At 36.5% G+C, this 18,924-nt stretch carries 19 protein-coding genes; all 19 read right to left on the bottom strand.

Annotated features, from left to right (window positions below):
* Positions 1–175 precede the first annotated feature (175 nt).
* The 19 genes from EDD72_RS11255 to EDD72_RS11165 all read right to left on the bottom strand — a co-directional run bounded on the left by EDD72_RS11255 (position 176) and on the right by EDD72_RS11165 (position 18,915).
* On the bottom strand, positions 176–1,660 hold the full coding sequence (locus tag EDD72_RS11255; protein WP_165895072.1) for an Rne/Rng family ribonuclease: 1,485 nt from the start codon (positions 1,658–1,660) through the stop codon (positions 176–178).
* 43 nt (positions 1,661–1,703) lie between these two features.
* Positions 1,704–2,549, bottom strand: coding sequence for a M50 family metallopeptidase (locus EDD72_RS11250; protein WP_165895071.1), 846 nt, complete (start codon positions 2,547–2,549; stop codon positions 1,704–1,706).
* A complete protein-coding gene (locus EDD72_RS11245; RefSeq protein WP_132770359.1) occupies positions 2,533–3,264 on the bottom strand; it encodes a M23 family metallopeptidase in 732 nt (243 codons plus the stop codon). Before EDD72_RS11245 ends, EDD72_RS11250 begins: the two co-directional genes overlap by 17 nt.
* 37 nt (positions 3,265–3,301) lie before the next feature.
* Positions 3,302–4,432 (bottom strand): rod shape-determining protein RodA, encoded by a 1,131-nt coding sequence (rodA, locus tag EDD72_RS11240; protein ID WP_132770357.1) that lies wholly within the window; start codon positions 4,430–4,432, stop codon positions 3,302–3,304.
* Between the two features lie 90 nt (positions 4,433–4,522).
* Positions 4,523–5,320: a septum site-determining protein MinD gene (gene minD / locus EDD72_RS11235; protein ID WP_132770355.1), complete on the bottom strand. Its 798-nt coding sequence runs from the start codon at positions 5,318–5,320 to the stop codon at positions 4,523–4,525.
* A gap of 5 nt (positions 5,321–5,325) precedes the next feature.
* A complete protein-coding gene (locus tag EDD72_RS11230) occupies positions 5,326–5,985 on the bottom strand; it encodes a septum site-determining protein MinC (RefSeq protein WP_132770353.1) in 660 nt (219 codons plus the stop codon).
* Positions 5,986–6,079: 94 nt separating this feature from the next.
* Complete coding sequence (locus tag EDD72_RS11225) at positions 6,080–7,978, bottom strand: penicillin-binding transpeptidase domain-containing protein (RefSeq protein WP_132770351.1); 1,899 nt, start codon at positions 7,976–7,978, stop codon at positions 6,080–6,082.
* Between the two features lie 15 nt (positions 7,979–7,993).
* Positions 7,994–8,509: a rod shape-determining protein MreD gene (gene mreD / locus EDD72_RS11220; RefSeq protein WP_132770349.1), complete on the bottom strand. Its 516-nt coding sequence runs from the start codon at positions 8,507–8,509 to the stop codon at positions 7,994–7,996.
* A complete protein-coding gene (gene mreC, locus EDD72_RS11215) occupies positions 8,510–9,361 on the bottom strand; it encodes a rod shape-determining protein MreC (RefSeq protein ID WP_165895070.1) in 852 nt (283 codons plus the stop codon). It lies immediately after the preceding gene.
* Between the two features lie 35 nt (positions 9,362–9,396).
* Positions 9,397–10,419 (bottom strand): rod shape-determining protein, encoded by a 1,023-nt coding sequence (locus EDD72_RS11210; RefSeq protein ID WP_132770343.1) that lies wholly within the window; start codon positions 10,417–10,419, stop codon positions 9,397–9,399.
* 110 nt (positions 10,420–10,529) lie between these two features.
* Positions 10,530–11,222, bottom strand: coding sequence for a RadC family protein (gene radC, locus EDD72_RS11205; RefSeq protein WP_279388108.1), 693 nt, complete (start codon positions 11,220–11,222; stop codon positions 10,530–10,532).
* A gap of 47 nt (positions 11,223–11,269) precedes the next feature.
* Positions 11,270–11,884 (bottom strand): Maf family protein, encoded by a 615-nt coding sequence (locus tag EDD72_RS11200; RefSeq protein ID WP_132770341.1) that lies wholly within the window; start codon positions 11,882–11,884, stop codon positions 11,270–11,272.
* Positions 11,885–11,894: 10 nt separating this feature from the next.
* On the bottom strand, positions 11,895–12,134 hold the full coding sequence (locus EDD72_RS11195) for a DUF4321 domain-containing protein (protein WP_132770338.1): 240 nt from the start codon (positions 12,132–12,134) through the stop codon (positions 11,895–11,897).
* 242 nt (positions 12,135–12,376) lie between these two features.
* Positions 12,377–13,798 (bottom strand): aspartate ammonia-lyase, encoded by a 1,422-nt coding sequence (gene aspA, locus EDD72_RS11190; protein WP_132770336.1) that lies wholly within the window; start codon positions 13,796–13,798, stop codon positions 12,377–12,379.
* A gap of 96 nt (positions 13,799–13,894) precedes the next feature.
* Positions 13,895–15,070 carry an SPOR domain-containing protein gene (locus tag EDD72_RS11185; RefSeq protein ID WP_132770334.1) on the bottom strand — a complete coding sequence of 392 codons (1,176 nt, stop codon included), beginning with the start codon at positions 15,068–15,070 and terminating at the stop codon, positions 13,895–13,897.
* A gap of 118 nt (positions 15,071–15,188) precedes the next feature.
* On the bottom strand, positions 15,189–15,842 hold the full coding sequence (locus EDD72_RS11180) for a hypothetical protein (RefSeq protein ID WP_132770332.1): 654 nt from the start codon (positions 15,840–15,842) through the stop codon (positions 15,189–15,191).
* Positions 15,839–16,411 (bottom strand): PilN domain-containing protein, encoded by a 573-nt coding sequence (locus EDD72_RS11175; protein WP_132770330.1) that lies wholly within the window; start codon positions 16,409–16,411, stop codon positions 15,839–15,841. Before EDD72_RS11175 ends, EDD72_RS11180 begins: the two co-directional genes overlap by 4 nt.
* Positions 16,401–17,438 carry a type IV pilus biogenesis protein PilM gene (gene pilM, locus EDD72_RS11170; protein WP_165895069.1) on the bottom strand — a complete coding sequence of 346 codons (1,038 nt, stop codon included), beginning with the start codon at positions 17,436–17,438 and terminating at the stop codon, positions 16,401–16,403. Before pilM ends, EDD72_RS11175 begins: the two co-directional genes overlap by 11 nt.
* Positions 17,439–17,469: 31 nt before the next feature.
* Complete coding sequence (locus EDD72_RS11165; protein ID WP_132770326.1) at positions 17,470–18,915, bottom strand: pilus assembly PilX N-terminal domain-containing protein; 1,446 nt, start codon at positions 18,913–18,915, stop codon at positions 17,470–17,472.
* Positions 18,916–18,924: the final 9 nt, after the last annotated feature.

Genomic DNA, 18,924 nt, shown 5'->3' with positions numbered 1-18,924 from the left:
GCTTACGCTTAGTGTCCTCCTCATCCAGACAACAGAAATTCCGTTATCTGGATGAAGAGGTTATTTTTTCTCCCACAATAATTTTACTCATACAAAATTCATGATATAGACCTGTATGTTCTAACGCTGCTCCTAATCTTACGGTTTTCCATGAGTGCATTGGAATATAAAAAGTTTATGTTAAAAATTGGATTTCATAATGATGAAAATGGAAATTTGGATTTCCTTTCACCGTAATTTTTTTTCCTAATTCCCGTTCCAAACGATGAAGATTCTCTTGATTATTTCCTACTAGATGAGAAACAACATAGGGATGTGCCTCGATGAAAAAAGCATGAAAAGTGGAATGTTCTTGATAAGTTTTCATTTCCCGTTCAATTCTCTCTTTCATCACTTCTTCTGAAACGACTCGTCCGGTTCCTTCACAATAGGGGCAAGTTCGTAAGAGAATACTTCCTAAATTTTGTCTAATCTTTTTTCTTGTCATTTCTACCAACCCTAACTGAGTTAGTCCTAGGATATTCGATTTCGTTCGATCTTTTTTCATTTCCTCTTGTAAAATCTGTAAAACTTTTTCACGATGGTTTTCTTCTTTCATATCGATAAAATCAATGATTATAATCCCACCAATATCCCGCAATCGTAATTGTCTCGCTATTTCCACCGCTGCTTCAATATTTGTCTTTAAAACCGTATCCTCCAAATTGGAATGCCCAGTGAATTTCCCTGTATTGACATCAATGACCGTTAATGCTTCGGTTTGGTCAATCATCAGGTACCCTCCACTTTTTAACCATACTTTACGTTTTAAAGCCTTTTCAATTTCCCCTTGAATATGAAAAGCATCAAAAATATACTCCTTATCCGTATAGAGATAGAGTCGTTCAGTTAATTCGGGAGCAGAGAATTGAATCGCCTCCTTTATCCGACGAAAAGTAGGGCCATCATCAATGATAAACTGCTTCACCTCATCCGATAGTAAATCCCGAACTAATCTTGGAACTAATCCAAGATCTCGATAGATTAAAGAAGGTATGGTAATCGATTTGCTTTTCTCTTGGATGCGGGACCATTGGGTTCTCAAAAACTGTAAATCACGAAGTATATACTCTGCTTCTACTCCTTCTGCCACTGTTCGAATGATAATTCCTTCCTCTTCGCTTCGGATCGATTCACCGATCTCTTTTAGACGTAAACGTTCTTCCTCATTTGTAATTTTTCGTGAAACTCCTACATAATTCACCATCGGCATATAAACCAAATAGCGTCCAGGTAAAGAGATATGGGTCGTTACCCTTGGCCCTTTATTGCCAAAAGCCTCTTTTTTTACTTGCACTAAAATCTCTTGTCCTTGTCGTAAAATTTCCCGAATGTTTGGTTTCCAATCTTTATCATGGACTTCATATTCTTTCGGTGTAATCGCATCATCAATATATAAAAAGGCATTTTTTTCTGCGCCAATATCAACAAAAGCTGCTTGCATTCCAGGTAGAACATTGGCTACTTTCCCTACATAGATATTACCAACCAATTGGTCATCGATATTCCGTTCTACATGAAATTCAACCAGTCGCTCATCTTCAATCACTGCAGCCCTTGTCTCCTGATCGGCTACATGTACCACAATTTTCCTCATATGTTCCCCATCTTTCTCGTTCACTATATTTTTTTATTGTATCATATTTTTTCAACGATCCCTAACCTTAATCAGTTATTTTCCCGATTGGTTGGTAAAGATCCTTCTTTTGAAAGACGATGGAAAGTAGTTTTTCTTCAGGGAGGATCCGTAGAATCTGCCCCTGATTAGACAAAACATAAAAAAGATGATAGCGTTCCTTTTTTAAAAGATAAAGAGAATGTAAAACTGGGGTATCCTCTTTAACGATTAATGGCACGGCAGAAGTATTTCGTTTTGGTGAAGCTTGAGCCTTGCGAAGAAGAAATTGCCAAAAATAAAAGGGAACTTGCTTAACTTCGATCCAATTTTGATAAAGAAAAAAAATGGAGAGGACTATTCCATTCATATTCAATTTCCAGTGATTCCAATACCCTGTAGAATAAAAAAGTAAAAGAATGGCTAAGACAAAACTGATAAAGAGCGATATTGTAAGTGCCTTGCGAAAGGGGAAAATCAGGTAAAAAAACACCTTCATCAATTTTTCTCCATCAAGTGGGGAAATCGGTAATAAATTAAATAGACCAATCCAAAGATTCGCTTCCATAAAAAAAGTGGCCCATTCATTTGACCACATTTGTAGCCGTTCTAAGCCCATGGTTACTAAAATCATCATCAGATTCTGTAATGGTCCAGCAATCGCGACGACAAATTCCTCCAAGCGAGAATCATTAGGTTGTTCTACTTTCGCCATTCCGCCAAAAGGCAATAGTTGGATTTCGATAATTTTCCAACCATAACTTTTTGCAGTAAAAATATGTCCTAATTCATGAATAATGACAATACCAAATAAGGTAATGATCTCAATGAATTGCCCCGTTGCTATAGCTCCGATAACAATCAACCAAAAAAAAGGATTAATTTTGACCTTCAAAAGCAATCACATCCATGGGATTGAGATATTTTGACTGATCGCGGATGGCAAAATATAAGTTTTGATTGGCTGTTCCAATTGCTTGCCCAGGTTGAAGCCAATCATTTTCTTCCACCTGTAATTGATCTAACATCCCATATATACTTTCGATTCCGTTCTTATGACGAATAATGATGGTTTGTCCAAGGTTTTGCTCCTCACTGATTGAAACTACTAATCCTTGTTCGACGGAAACAATCGAATCTGGTTGACTAAGTTCAATGAGAATCCCTTGGCTAAATGGTTTTATTTTTTTTACTGGCTTTATAAATGGTTTTACAAATTTTTGCTCTTGTTCTTTTTGTTTTATTGAAAAAGTTGGAAGAATAGCAGGATTTCCACTAAATGTTTGTTGATACCATTCATATACACCTTTAAAGTTGAACTCTCTAGTCATAGATTCTTCTACCCACTGTCTCGCTACTTTTGTATAAGGATGATCGATTTGATATATAAAAAAAATAAGAACGATCAAAAGAAAAGCACTCAACCATTTGAATCCATTCATTTTACTTTCTTTATATTCTTCATGGCGGTCAAATCTGCGAGAGTTTTTTGGCATTTTATGTTTATGTACGCCCACAATTCTCACCCTTTCAGCTTGTCTCTTATCTAGTACAAAATATGACAAGCCTAAAGGTTTTAGAACAAATAATGGCTTGTATGAACGAGTCATACAAGCCTAATACTCATGTTTGAGCTTTTAAAATTGATTAACTATCAAACATTAATGTCTTTCGCCTCATCCCAATGTTTAGAATCAATCCTGCTGATATAAAGTTGGCCAAAACTGAGCTTCCCCCATAACTGACAAAAGGTAAAGGAATCCCTGTAATTGGCATAATACTAATCGTCATACCAATGTTTTCAAAAATCGTAAACACCCACATTCCAACTATACCAGCAGCAACATATGTCCCAAAGCGATCTTTCGATTCGATGCCAATTCGGACAACACGATAGATCAATAAGAAAAAGAGAAGTACGAGTAAACTCGATCCGATAAACCCAAGTTCCTCGGATAAAACGGAAAAAATAAAATCGGTATGTGCCTCAGGTACCCAGTTATACCTACCTTGCCTTCCCTGATGAAGCCCTACTCCTTTTAACATTCCTGAGCCAACAGCAATCAAAGATTGTGTAACTTGATAACCACTTCCTAAAGGATCAGAACTTGGATCAATAAATGATGTGAGTCGGTGCCATTGATATTCCTCAATAATTTTAAAAAAGATATCTTGTTTAAAATTGTACAAAAAGGCTAAAACCAATATTCCCAAAGATCCAATACCGCCTAAAATGGCAAAATGCCGAAACTTCACGCCATAGACTAACATCATGCTTAACGTAAGCGAAATAAAAACTAGCGCTGTTCCTAAGTCCGGCTGTAATAAAATGAGAAGTAATGGTGCACCAACAATCAAAAATATCGGATAGAGGTCAACAAATCGTTCAAATGGCCGCTCTCCCCGTTTGTTTAGATAATTGGCTAACGTAATAATCGTAATGATCTTCATTAATTCGGAAGGCTGAAATTTGACACTGCCAAATTCAAACCATCCAGTAATCCCCTTTGTTTTGCCTGCTACAAATAAAAGGACCAATAAAAGAAATAGGCCAATCCCATATAGCACATAAGTAAAATGGATTAATACCTCATAATCAATCAATAACATCACTATTAAAACAAAAAAGCCGATCCCATACCAAATGATCTGTTTCAGCGCAAACGAAGAGTCTGGTTTTGCACTTAATATTCCTAAATAACTAAAAATCCCTAAAGAAAAAATAATAAATATAATCCAATAATCGAGATACTTGAAGTATCGTTTTGAGAATTCCATGATTGATACCCTCCATCATGCGTATGCATACAAATATTATACCGTACCTGCTTTTCAAAAAAAAAGCAGAAACCTTGTAATAAAGGCCTGCTATTTTATCCCAAGTAGCTTTTTAAACTTATGCATAAAACCTTTCTTTTCTTCTAAATTCATTAATGGAACTGTATCGCCTAAAATTCGCCGTCCAATATTGCGGTAGGCGATTGCCGCTGTGGCTTCTGTATTCAGAGAAGTAGGTTCCCCTTTATTTGCTGCTTGAATGACGTATTCATCATCAGGTACAATACCGAGTAAATCAATCGCAAGAATGGACACAATTTCCTCAATATCCAGCATCTCACCTTTTTTTACCATTTGCGGTTTGATCCGATTAATAATCAACTTTGGCGAACTTACGTGTTTTTCTTTCTCGAGTAAACCAATCACTCGATCCGCATCACGAACGGCAGCAACCTCAGGAGTTGTAACCACAATCGCATGATCTGCACCGGCTACTGCGTTTTTGAAACCTTGTTCAATCCCAGCTGGACAATCAATCAAAACATATTCAAATTCCTTCTTCAACTCTGCGATTAAATCTCGCATTTGATGTGGTTGAACTGCATTCTTATCTTTCGTTTGCGCGGCAGGCAGCAGGTACAGTTCATCAAAACGTTTATCCTTAATCAATGCTTGTTTAAGACGACAGCGTCCTTCGATCACATCGACAAGATCATAAAGGATTCGATTCTCTAATCCCATGACAACATCAAGATTACGTAATCCTATATCTGTATCAACTAGACAAACTTTTTTTCCTGATAGAGCCAAAACTGTTCCAATATTTGCTGTCGTCGTTGTTTTCCCTACTCCACCTTTTCCAGAAGTAATTACAATCGCTTCTCCCATCTTTCCTAGCCTCCTATTTGAAAAGATGCCAACAAGTTCTCTCGTTTAGAGAGATGTTGAATCTGATCGAGTTCTATCTGATCACCTTTTACATAGGCAAATTCCTGTTTATTTCGATCCCCTTTCCATTTCTCTTGGGGATGACTTACAAGATGTCCAATTCTTAATTGAGTAGGTTCCATAATGGAAGCTGCTATTATCGAATCCATATTCCCATTTATTCCTGCATGGGCTACTCCTCTTAAAGCACCTAACACATAAATATCTCCCGTTGAGAATAAATTACCCCCGGGATTCACGTCACCGATAAAAAGAATACTCTCACTAAATTGATACACTTGACCTGAACGGATCGTTCCCGATACAACCTTAACATGGTTCGCACTCCAATTGTGATCTCTTAATTCGTCTTCAATTGCTTGAATCAATAGATTCCCCTTAATCTTAAAGATTTCACGAATCCGTTCCTCTTGATATAACGTCAATTTCCGGTTACCCGTTTTAATTGTAACTTTCATGATTGGACCTGTTAAGAAATGCTGATGGCTATGTTCTAGTTTTTCTCTTAACTCACGAATGAGTTCATCAAATGAACAATCATCACTTAGAAGGAACATTAGGCCATCTTTGGTCCCTTTGATGAGCACATTTTGTTTGTTCGTCATCGCCAAAGATCACCTCTAAGGTTTTATTCGCCATCATTTTTACTTTTTCCTTCTTTTTCGCTAAAAAAGTGAAGACCCATTTAAAAAATGGGTCTTAAGGTGTACTTGTTGGCGTTTGTTGGTTTACTGATGCCTCAGTGACATCGATTTGTTCTTGCTGTATATAAGCTTGAACGATAGCCCTTGCTACTGGACCAGCTGAACTTCCACCCGTTCCCCCATAAGGAATCAAAATCGCAAAGGCAATTTCAGGATCATCATAAGGCGCAAAACCAATAAAAACCGCATTATCATCTTTATTCCGATTAGCCGCCTGAGCTGTACCCGTTTTGGCTCCTACTTTAATGGGTATCCCTTTTAGCGCAGAATAAGCCGTACCTCCGGGTTGAGTAACTAAATACATTCCTTGTTTTACAGCTTGGATATATTGATCGGACATTGGTATTTTATTTAATACTTCAGGCTCATGATGATAAATTATTCTTCCACCTGTTCCCGATTGAGTCCCCTCTTCAATTGCTTGTACTAAATAAGGCTTCATTCGATAACCGTTATTGGCAATCGTGCTTACATATTGAGCCAATTGCATCACCGTAAAAGTATCATGTTGTCCGATTGAATGCTGAACATAGTTAGGCGCAGAAGAAGTAATCCCTGTTGTTTCCTCTGGAAGATCGATTCCTGTCTTTACACCTAAACCAAACATATGATCATAATAACGTTGCCGCTCTAACGTCTTTTCAATCCCATATTTTTGTTTCATTCGTAAGGCGATTTCTGCCATGAAAATATTACTTGATTTTTGCAGTGCCTTTTGAATATTTAATGAACCATAAACGTGACCATCGAAGTTCTTCATCACGATTGCACTGCCATCTGCTCTTCGATCGTATTGTAATCGCCCTGTATCCTGAATGATTGTACCAGTTGTGATAACTTTTTCTTGAAGACCTGTCAAAATGGTTAATGGCTTATACGTAGAACCAACAGGATGTCCACTTTGAATGGCATGATTCGGTTCATAATCACGGATTTGTTCATATAATTGTTGGCTAACAAGTCCATTCCAAATATTCAAATCATAACGCGGATAATTGGCTAGTGCCAATACTGCGCCCGTTTTGGGATTCATGACGACCGCCATTCCTACTTTTACATCCTTATATTTCGGCCGTAAAGCATTCACTTGGTCAGCTAATGCTTTTTCGACTGCATCTTGAAAGTTTTTGTTAATGGTTAGAATAAGGTTATTTCCTGGAACTGGAGCAACATAATCCTTTTGTCTTATCGCTTCATAAGAGCTATTTACCTCAACGAGAGAGTAACCGTCCTTCCCATGCAAAACACTTTCATATTGTTTTTCTAAACCTTGTTTCCCAATTCGGTCAGACGATTTATATCCTAATGCTTGATAATATTCCAATTCACCAGCAGGTATTTTTCGCGTATAACCAATGGTTTGTGCCATAAAATCCTTATACAGATAATTTCTCATCTGATCTGGAATTACCTCAACCCCTGGTAATTCTTCTTTGTGTTCTTCAATATAAGCTCTCGTCTTTTCATCCACATCTTCTAAAATCGTTCGCGGAATGTATTTCGAATCTTTATAAAAAGGACCAATATCCATGTTTTCTAATATTGTCTTTTTGACTTCTTCTTTCTTTTCACCAGGTTTAACCACCAAGTTTGCTAATGTTTCAGCAATTTGATCATAATCCTGTTTTTGTTGTTCGTTGATTTGAAAGGTAACGGTCCAAATCGTTTTATTATTCACCAGTACCTGATGGTTCGCATCTTTAATCAGTCCTCGAGGTGCAGTAATAGGAATACTTTTTTCACGGTAAGTATTCGCTAAAGTCTTGTAATTTTTGCCTTCTACCAATTGAACGAAGGATAGTCGAAAGATAATTCCTGCAAAAAATAAAAAAACGAGGAAAAAAAGTAGATTCATTCTTCGTATGGCGATGGGTTTTTTTGCTTTCTTTTTCATCGTTTTCACCCCAATCTAAACCTTATCTTCGATCATTTCCTCTTCAATTAAAAATTGAAATGGTTTAAAAATAAGAATAGCAAAAATTCCATTAACAATAACAGTAGGAATCATGACTTGAATAAAGGCCCACTTCAATGAAATATCAATGAGTTGAAATAATCGCAAAGTTCCAAAAGAGTATAATTCAAACAAAAAAATAGTCAATGTTTCAATCATGACGTATAAAGGGAAACTTCGCTGAAAATAAAGTGTTAACCAGCCGCTAAAATAACCAACCAAAGCCATTCCCATTAAGTTGATTCCGATCATCTTTCCGTAAACGACATCATACAAAAAACCAAAAATAAGCCCAATGAATAAACCTTTCTTTCTATCTTGAAAGATAGAAATGAAGACAATTAACACTAAAACAAAATGAGGAACAATGGTAACCAATGAGTAAAAATAATCGACGGACAAAAATTGAAAAACTGTTCCTTCTAAAATGAAAAGAAGAAAGAGGATGCTATAGGTCCAAAACTTTTGCATCTACTCCCCCTCCTTTACTCCTGTTTTTTGTACGACAAATACATCATCAATATGATATAAATTGGCTTCTGGTTTTACATAAGCTGTCTTGGTAAATCCATTTTCTCCTTCGTCTACACGAACGATCTTGCCAATTACAAGCCCATTTGGGAATGTACCACCTAAATTAGATGTTGTTACTAATTGACCAGGTTCTAATTTCACATCTAATTCGATTTTAGTTAATCTCAACTCATTTTTCGTTACATCGTAACCATCAATAACTCCATAAGCTTGGGGGTTGCTCTGAATCGCAGCAAAGATAAATCCACCATGCTCACTATCGGAAATTAATTGGACATTGGCTGAAAAGTTAGAGACATTATAAACCTTTCCAATCAATCCTTGTGTCGTAATGACAGCCATATCTTTTTGAATTCCATCTTTTAGTCCTTGATCAATCACCAGCATATTATTCCAACGTTCAGGAGATCTGGAAATGACTTTTGCCATTTTTAATTGGTATTGATTCATCGCTTTCTCTTTATAATCTAACATTTCTTTTAACTTTTGATTTTCAGCGCGTAATTGATTTAATTCAGCAATCACTTGCGAATATTGATGCAGACTACTTTTTAATGCTTTGTTTTCTTTGAAAATCAGCGAAAATTGGTACATATCTTGAAAGAAACCCGCTACAGCATTAGCGGGTTTATAAATAAAACCTTGAATCATAGATGTGGAATCTTTGACAAATTTTTCTGGCCATGTAAGTTCACGACTTCCTAGTGTGGTCCACACCAAGATAAAAAGAAGAATTAAACTAAATAAAAGGATAATCAGATGTTTGTTACTAAATAATTTTGAAAACAATTCGCACACCTACTCAATTTTATATTTATATATGTTTATTTTTTAGAACGTTTTCTAGATGATCTTTTTAACAAATGCATATGCTCTAATGCTTTTCCTGTACCAATCGCCACACAATCAAGGGCATTTTCTGCAACAATCACTGGCATACCTGTTTCTTGGCTTAAACGGCGATCAAGATTACGTAATAAAGCACCGCCACCTGTTAAGACAATTCCCCGATCCATAATATCGGCAGCTAATTCTGGTGGTGTTTTTTCTAGAGTAATTTTCACTGCATCAATAATGCTATTTACGGTATCAGATAGTGCTTCGGCAATTTCCGATGACGTGATGATTAATGTCTTTGGTAACCCGGTTATCAAGTCACGGCCTCGAATCTCCATCGATTCTTCTACCTCTGGTGCAATCGCTGATCCAATTTGGATTTTAATCTCTTCTGCCGTACGATCACCAATCATTAAATTATATTTTCTCTTTACATATTGAATAATCGATTCGTCGGCTTCGTCTCCTGCCAAACGGATCGAACGTGTACTTACGATACCGCCAAGAGAAATGACAGCAACTTCTGTTGTTCCACCACCGATATCTACAACCATGCTACCTGTTGGTTCCCAAACGGGAAGGTCTGCTCCAATTGCTGCAGCTAACGGTTCTTCAATGGTTTCTGCTTCTTTTGCACCTGCTAATTTGGTCGCATCAATAACCGCACGTTTTTCTACTTCGGTTATACCAGAAGGAACACAAACCATTACGTAAGGTTTGCTATGAAAAAAACTTTTCTTTTTCATAGCTTGATTAATAAAATAACGAATCATCGTTGCGGTTGTATCGAAATCTGCAATAACTCCATCCTTCATTGGTCTCCTTGCAACAATGCTACCAGGTGTACGACCAATCATCTGTTTTGCTGCATTACCAACCGCTTTGATTTCTCCCGTTTCGGTCATGATTGCAACTACAGAAGGTTCTCTAACAACAATCCCTTTGCCGATCACATATACAAGTGTATTCGCAGTGCCTAAATCTATTCCAATGTATCGTGAACCAAACATCGTATAAGTTCTCCCTTCCTGTTCAACAATGATGCAAATCTTTCTAAAGGTTTATCTTGTCACATCAAACAATTATAATCCTTTATTTCAATAAATTCATTAGTATTTTTTTATCCAATTAATCCCTTTTCTTTTAAAGAGGTGTATTTATCTTCGCCAATTATGACATGGTCTAATAAATCGATTCCTAAGATTTCTCCTGCTTGGTAAAGCCGTTTTGTTATTTCAATATCTTCACGACTTGGCGAGGGATCACCGCTCGGATGATTATGGGCAACAATCATCGCAGACGCACTTTTTTTAATCGCAGGTTTAAAAACTTCCCTCGGATGGACGATTGATGCGTTTAATGAACCAACACTGATCGTCTCTTTTGCAATAATATGATTCTTTGTATCTAACAAGATTGCAACAAAGTGCTCTTGTCGTAAAAATCTCATATCTTCACCTAAATATGCAAAAACATCTCTTGGTGAGCGAATCGTTTCTTTTTCAGTAGGTGTAGCTTTTACAATTCTTTTTCCAAATTCAATTGCCGCTTTAATTTCAATTGCTTTTGCTTTTCCTACTCCTTTTATCATCATCAGTTCTTCAATAGTAACGTCATATAGACTTTGTAATGTTTCAAATTTCGACAGAATTTTTGTAGCCAATTGAAGAACGGATTCATTGGTGCTTCCTGTTCTAAGGATGATGGCTAATAATTCACTACTACTTAATTGTTCTGCCCCATACTTCATTAAGCGTTCACGTGGACGTTCATCTAAAGGAACATCACGAACCATAATATTCTTCTTGTCCATCTTTTGCCTCCTATTTCCCCCATTGCATAAGTGGACACTAAGATGTATTAGATTTGCTTTTGGGCATGAAAATCATTTAATATCGAGATGTTGAATTGTTTAAACAAATCATATAATAAAGCTAAAGGTAGACCGACCACATTAAAATAATCGCCTTCGATTCGTTCAACTAAGATCGCTCCAATCCCTTGGATACCATAAGAGCCAGCTTTATCTAAGGGTTCATTTGTTGAAATATATGCGCGAATCTCTTCATCAGATAGTGCTCTCATTTTCACGTTTGTTTTTTGATGAGAGACGACTTTCCGTTTTGACTGACAATCGATGATGGCAATGCCACTATAAACAGTATGTGATCGTCCTTGAAGCATTTTCAACATGGTAAAAGCTTCCGATCGATTTTTGGGTTTTCCAAGAATTTGCTCATCCAAAACCACAATCGTATCTGCTCCAATTACAAGCCCTTCTTTATAAAATTGCGAAACATCTTCCGCTTTTCGTAAGGCTAATTCTTCTACAACTTGTGAAGGATGGAGGTTCTGACTCACTTCTTCACTGACTTGACTGGCATGAACGAAAAAAGGGACACCCACTAGTTCTAATAATTCTCTTCTCCTTGGTGATGAAGATGCCAGTATAAGAGTTTTTACATTATTTTTCATATCATCCCACCTAAAGTTTTCGATAAATCCAAAAAGCAAGAGCAAGACCAAGAATACTCGCTATGTTTAGTTTAACCTGAATGTTAAAATCATACTTCAAAATATTGAAATCTCCTTGAGGATGCCATACAATCTGCTGGGATTTTGCTAAGAAGGGTAAAGTATCGGCAAAGATTTCTCCAAGAAGGCTTCCAAGAATGAGCCCGATGACAAGTAGTAAAATGAGGATTGATGTTTGCTTTTTCTTCATATTTCCCGATTTCTCCCTATATTTCCTCAATATCTTGCAATTTTTTACATGTTATTTTCAGTTTAACAAAACAGATATAAGGTGACAAGCTTAAACTTTTGGATGTAGTAAAAAGTAGGTTTGTATTACTTACTTGTATACATGCTCCGTTGTACATGTATTTCTGTTGAATGAAAAGGATACATAAAAAAAGGGGGCTGACTTATACGGTCAGTCCCAAAACATATACAAGGTGAATGTTTTTATTTTCGATTGAATAATAATCTTGCTCCAGCAATTCCTGGTTTTGTCATTTCCTTTGGATCAAGGATCGTATCCAACTCTTTCTCAGTTAATACTCCTCTTTCTAAGCAGATTTCCCGAACAGGTCTTCCCGTCGTGATGGCTTCTTTCGCAATTTGTGAAGCTGTTTCATAACCTACATGTGGATTAATCGCTGTGATGATCCCTACACTATTTTCTACCAGTTGTTTACAACGTTCTGTATTTGCTGTAATTCCTTCTACGAGATACTTCGTAAAGACTTGGATTCCATTTTGCAAAATACTTAATGATTGAAGCAAATTAAACACTAAAACAGGCTCCATCACATTGAGTTCAAGTTGTCCAGCTTCAGAAGCTAATGAAATCGTATGATCATTGCCGATGACTTGAAAAGCAATCTGATTGATCACTTCTGCCATTACTGGATTTACTTTCCCTGGCATGATCGATGACCCTGGTTGACGAGGAGGTAGATTGATCTCATTAAACCCTGTTCGTGGTCCAGAAGCCATTAAACGGATGTCATTGGCGATTTTCGATAAATTAATCGCTAAAATCTTTAATGCCGAAGATACTTCGGTATAAGCATCTGTATTCTGGGTAGCATCCACTAGATTCGTCGCATTTTTCAACGGTAGTCCGGTTAATTCAGCCAAAGTTTGTACGACTAATTGAATATACTCAGGCATTGCATTTAATCCTGTCCCTACTGCCGTAGCCCCCATATTCACTTCGTCTAAATGTTGAATGGATTGCCCGACTCTGGTAATATCCCGACCAATTACTCTCGCATAAGCTCCAAATTCCTGACCTAAGCGAATCGGAACAGCATCTTGTAGATGCGTTCTTCCCATCTTAATAACATTGTCAAACTCTTGACTCTTTTTCTCAAATGCTTCTTTTAGTTGTTCAAGCACTGTTAATAAACCTTTTGATAAATTCAAAATGGCGATATGTATGGCAGTTGGGAAAGCATCATTGGTTGATTGGGCCATATTGACATGAGTATTGGGACTCACGATGGAGTAATCACCTTTTTCGCCACCTAAGATTTCAATGGCTCGATTGGCAATCACTTCGTTGGCATTCATATTAAATGATGTTCCTGCGCCGCCTTGAATCGAATCAACAATAAAATATTCATGTAATTTCCCTTCTATGACTTCATCTGCTGCTTGTATAATCGCTTCAGCTATCCTTGGATTTAAGGTGCCAACTTTTCGGTTGGCAATCGCCGCAGCTTTTTTTACATATCCAAATGCGCGAATCAATTCTTTATGTGGTGGATAACCTGTGATCGGAAAGTTCTCAACCGCACGCATCGTTTGAATACCATAATATGCATCTTTCGGGACCTCTTTTGTTCCTAATAGATCTTTTTCAATACGATATTCTGTCATAAGTTAATCTAGCTCCCTAATTGTTACTTTTTCCTTTTTTATTATCCCACCCATTTTCCAAGAATACAATGATTTCTTTTTCCAAAAGTTAGAACATTATTGTCCAAGTGTTTCATATGCTAATTCATATTTCATCAGGGAATCTTGAACATTCCATAAATATTGGGAACTTTGTGTCTTTTGATATTGCTGAAATGCAGTCATTGCATAATTCATTTGCTCAATCATCATGTTTACAGTTTGCTGCTCTTTTGCTTTTCCTTCTTTTCCTAATTTTTCTTGCACCACTTGTGCCTCAGTTAAAAATTGTTGATGATATTTCTGAATCTCTGTGTCATTTACCGTTATTTTTGCGTCTTTTAATAATGTGATTGAATGGTTGGCTAACCATTGCACCATTTGATCACCAATATTGATCCATGATAAAAAGGTTTGAAACGTTTCATTGCTCATATTTGCTTGGTATTCTTTAATCGTATATGGCTTGAGATAGGTCTGTTGACCTTCTGCTTTGAGTAACTCAACTAACACTTCTCCTTGTGCTTTATCTGGGGCAATTCCCACGAATACATGGTTAGGGTTTCCTTCTTTCACAATTGCTGCTTTTCCTGCTTTTTTGAATGTAGCGGCAGCAACTTCTGCACCATTTTTATCTGTAAACACGCCTGACTGAAGAAGATAGACCACTTTTTGCGGAATGACTACGCTAGCATTTGATCTAGGTTGCATGACATTCGTATTGGTGAGAACGGAATCTGTTCCCACCATCATCGGTGTGATAAAGAAGTGTAATAAAATAAAACCAAATAAAACCCCTGTGGCAATAGCACCGATGCCAACACCAATGGTCTTTATAATCTGATGATTGATCTGGTATTGCCCTTTTACTCTTTTATTTGATTTTATCTTTGGTCTGGATGTCGGTTTAGATGTCATTGTACGTCTATTCCTCTCATCCTCAGTTGAAAAGAACCATGAGATGATTCTAGGTTGTTTTCTCCGTGGTTTCCTTTGATAAAATTCTTCATTGATCTCAATTTCAGGATCCATTCTTTGTTCTTCTATCTGTTTCTTTTCCCGTTCAATTTGAATTTCATTCGCTTTACGAATTTCCATCTCGAGTGCGGTAATTGCTTCTTCCTGCTTGTTTGTGAGTTCTTGTTCTTGTTGTGATCCTTCTATCTCTCTTCGTTGCTCTTGATTGTTTATTCTAGCTTGTGACTTTTGATCGTTTGGCTGATTCAGCCTGATCGTTATTCTTGGCTTGTCCATCACAAATCAACCCCTTTGTCCTAATCTCTTAATTCATATATATGAATTCACGAGATTGATAGAACAAAAAATAATAAAAAAGCAGACTCAAAAAATCAAGTCTGCCTTTACTTTGCATTTATGTTGGATTATTTCGATTCGCAGGTTCATAGGTAGGAATCGGTTTAAGTCGTGGCAATTCTTTTTCAAGTTGAGGAAAATAATAAGTCTTATATACCATTTGTACCACAGGCGAATTCCCTGATACCGACCATTGCCAATTAGCGAGATGAAAGATTCGTGTGGATTGATAAATATCCTGAACGAAATTACGTAATTGATTATAATCTCCTCGTACAGTTAGGTTAATCTTTACCGTTTTTACACCAGAATCAGTGGTTTGACTTGGATTCCTATTGTTTTTTTTATCATTAGAGGAATCATTATGATTCATTTGCTTGTTTTCCTCATATTGCTGATGATCCTCAAAGTCTAAGGTAAGAATTTCGATTTTATTTTTCATCGCCACTTGATGAAAAAATTGTAAGATCTGCGCATTTCCGATTTCGGCAGGGAGGGCTTCTGCATATTTGGCGACATCATCGATTTTAGGTTCTCTTTTTATGCCCGTCATTTCTTGTTGAATTTTTTGTAGTAAACCTTGCTCTTTTGCAATTTCTTCGTTTAATCGCTTCAATTCTTTATTGAATCCTGCTGTCTTATAAAGATAAAATCCACCCATAAAGATAAAAAAGACGAAAATCAACAATAATGCTTTACGTCCTTCCGTCATTTTTTATCCCCTCCCAACAAGGTATTGATCATGTAGAGCGATTCCTGATTTATTTTCACATTCAATAACACTTGAAAACGTCCACTTGTTGATTGATTTTGGGCCTGTGCATTTACAAAATCTACTTGCTCAATCCATTCTAATTGATTCAATAATTGAAAATATTGACCAATCGATTCTAATGAAGAAAAATCGCCTACCATTTTAATGGTTCCATCATCAGACCAGTTCATTTGGATAATACGACCATCGCTAGGTAATCTTTTGCTTATTTCATCGACGATCGGAACCCAGTTGATATCTGCTGCTTTTAAGCGAGTATATTCTTTTTGATAGGTTTTAATGAATTGCGCAACTCGTTGTTCTTGATTTAACTGACTTTCTTTTGTTTCCCGTTCGCTTTTCAACAGTTGAAGTATGATTTTTTGTTTTTCTATTTGATTCGTCTTATACCAAATTTGAAAACCAACAAAAGCACTAAACAAGATAACGATGACACCTACGACAATAGCGATTTGAAAACGATATTTTTGCGTTGTAGGCACTTGAGGTAATAAATTAATTTCCACGGTTGGTCACCTCTCTACAAAGTGTGCCTATTCCTTTGTCATAGCCACTCAAATCTACAGACATTACTTTTGTAGATTTAGGTTGATAAATTAAAGGGTTTACCTCGATTTCCAATCTGTTTTGCAAATAAAGGTAAAAATTTTCATTCAACTTATGCTTTGACACGATCCAACAACTGTTAATCGCTTGGTCTCGGTTATTTAATGTATATTGGAAAAAATTCATCGCCCGTTCCATTTCATTTGCTAAGTCTAACACAAAAGATTGGTAGTATTCTTGAGATTGGATCCTCTCTAATAAAGCCTTGACATTGATTGTTCCCTCGATTAATGAGGGTTCTTCAGTAAAATCCATTTGGATATGACGGGTAAACCATAAAATTCCTCGGTCGAAGATATGTAAGTCAACACCATGATTCATGATCTCAGCAATAATCATCGGCTCCTCTTTTCGTTCTGGATAATTCGTTTTAAACAAGCGATATAAACTCGTAGCAGGAATATCGACACTTTTGACTTCTAGGCCAACATCGAGGAGTCCCTCAACAATCGGGTAGATCATCTGACCTGGTGCAGCAACTAAGACAACTTGACTTCCCTCTTCACCGTCATCTTTATAGATTGCTCCCTCTGTTTTTATTTTTACGATATCGACCACTGGTAATTCAAAAGGTAAGTGAATGGTATTGCCAATCTCATAGTGTATCATTTGTTTTAACTCTTTTTCTGGGAGATTGGGCATGACATGTTGACGAACGATGACATTGGATGTTGGAATCACAACATGAACTTGTTTAGCTTTGATTTTATATGGCTTTACTGTTTCTTTTAGAAACCGTTTCCAACTTTCCTTGTCGACATGACCTGCTTCATTCATCAGCTTATTCTCCAATGAAAAAGCCTGGTGAATCTCAACAATTCGCTCTTGATTTAAGGTTACTTCTATGAAGCGAATCATTTTTTCTTCAAAACAAATAGCAAGTTGCCTTTTATTTTTGTTCAGCCGAAACTTGAATCGATGAAACAATGTGGCCACCTCTCCTTCTTTCCCTATCTTTTTACTTTACGGCCCAACTTTCAATTGTCGTAGAATTATCTCCAAGAATCATGTCTGCAGGAAATAAGATCTCATCTGCAATCACACCGTCACGAATTTTAACGAGGTTCTGACCACTTAAATCATTATCCTTATAATCAAAAACAACGTGATTACTACCCAGGATCCAACCATCAATTTCGGCATGATGGCTGATCAACACACTCATATCATTCCATGCTGAATGACCGTTTCCATTACGAATATTGAGATAGTTGGAGCGATATTTACTATCCTTTATCGGTGAACGATCAATATTTGCTTGGGTATAAGAAAGATAGCCTTTCCCAATAAGAAGAATATTTGTTCCTTTCAGTTTGACAGCCGAATTACTGTTGTTCCCTGCTTTTGCTCCAATCATGATACCACCATCTGCTACGACAACAAAATCTTTTGGAAATGTAATCTCTACTCCTTCATCAACAATGAAGTCGCCTAGAACATGTAAATATCCATTCGTTTCCTGATAGATTCGATCGATTATTTCATCTTTATTTTCATTAGTTATATGAACATCTTTTCCGATACCTTGGATCGTTTTTAATTTTGGTGATAATACGTTAAGTACATTCTCAAATTCATTTCCATGATTATGGTTATAGCCAATTTTTTCCTCATGATTATTTAACGTTACACCAGAGAAAAATATCCCTACATTCGCTTCCGTTAGTTCCACTTGTTTCCATTTAGGAGTATCATTTGTGTCTTTTTGGTCATCTTTATCTTTTTGATCATCGAAAATGATTTGGTAAAAAGCTTTGTTTTGGTAGGAATTTAATCTTGCGCCATTAAAATGAACTCCTTTATCTCCTTCCCTATAAAGAAAATAATTTTTTGCATAAACATCCCCATGAATTGTAATATTGTTCACCAAATAGCCATTTGGTGCAGCATCGTTGATTTCAATTCCCAGATATAGATTATGATTCCCGCCTTGTTTTAATCCTCCTGCATTACTATCATCAACACTGTTAAACAATGTATATTGAAATAGCTTATTATTTTCTAATTCAGAAATGATATGTTTCGTGTTAAGCTTAAAAGATATTTCCGTCGTTGCTTCCAATTGATCACCTAATTTGGCAGTTCCAATGGAAACAATCTTTCCATCCGTTGTATTAGGATTGGGGACATAGAAGGTTATCGTAGGTTGATCAGATAGTGTTTTTGTTAATGGCATCGTTAACTGATCGGTTCCGTCTTCCTCGATTTTCTTTATTGCTTCTTTTACTCCTGCTTCAGCGGCATAATAAGATTGTTGTTTTAATTCTTGTCTTAATATATTTTGATGATGGACTGATGTAAGATAAATCAAACTCGTTCCTAATATTCCTACAACTATCGTTAATACCAGTACCATGACCAATGCTGATCCTCTTTCATTTCTCATAACTTGTAATGGAAACATGGTACTCCC

It is taken from the genome of Tepidibacillus fermentans, assembly GCF_004342885.1.
Lineage (GTDB): Bacteria > Bacillota > Bacilli > Tepidibacillales > Tepidibacillaceae > Tepidibacillus > Tepidibacillus fermentans.
Note: the sequence above shows the minus strand (reverse complement) of the source record. Positions and strands in the feature narration are given on the sequence as shown.

Coding starts and splice junctions, on each gene's coding strand:
- EDD72_RS11245 (WP_132770359.1), bottom strand. CDS start 3,264: ATGACTCGTTCATACAAGCCATTATTTGTTCTAAAACCTTTAGGCTTG.
- rodA (WP_132770357.1), bottom strand. CDS start 4,432: ATGGAATTCTCAAAACGATACTTCAAGTATCTCGATTATTGGATTATA.
- minD (WP_132770355.1), bottom strand. CDS start 5,320: ATGGGAGAAGCGATTGTAATTACTTCTGGAAAAGGTGGAGTAGGGAAA.
- EDD72_RS11230 (WP_132770353.1), bottom strand. CDS start 5,985: ATGACGAACAAACAAAATGTGCTCATCAAAGGGACCAAAGATGGCCTA.
- EDD72_RS11225 (WP_132770351.1), bottom strand. CDS start 7,978: ATGAAAAAGAAAGCAAAAAAACCCATCGCCATACGAAGAATGAATCTA.
- mreD (WP_132770349.1), bottom strand. CDS start 8,509: ATGCAAAAGTTTTGGACCTATAGCATCCTCTTTCTTCTTTTCATTTTA.
- EDD72_RS11210 (WP_132770343.1), bottom strand. CDS start 10,419: ATGTTTGGTTCACGATACATTGGAATAGATTTAGGCACTGCGAATACA.
- radC (WP_279388108.1), bottom strand. CDS start 11,222: ATGGACAAGAAGAATATTATGGTTCGTGATGTTCCTTTAGATGAACGT.
- EDD72_RS11200 (WP_132770341.1), bottom strand. CDS start 11,884: ATGAAAAATAATGTAAAAACTCTTATACTGGCATCTTCATCACCAAGG.
- EDD72_RS11195 (WP_132770338.1), bottom strand. CDS start 12,134: ATGAAGAAAAAGCAAACATCAATCCTCATTTTACTACTTGTCATCGGG.
- aspA (WP_132770336.1), bottom strand. CDS start 13,798: ATGACAGAATATCGTATTGAAAAAGATCTATTAGGAACAAAAGAGGTC.
- EDD72_RS11185 (WP_132770334.1), bottom strand. CDS start 15,070: ATGGACAAGCCAAGAATAACGATCAGGCTGAATCAGCCAAACGATCAA.
- EDD72_RS11180 (WP_132770332.1), bottom strand. CDS start 15,842: ATGACGGAAGGACGTAAAGCATTATTGTTGATTTTCGTCTTTTTTATC.
- EDD72_RS11165 (WP_132770326.1), bottom strand. CDS start 18,915: ATGTTTCCATTACAAGTTATGAGAAATGAAAGAGGATCAGCATTGGTC.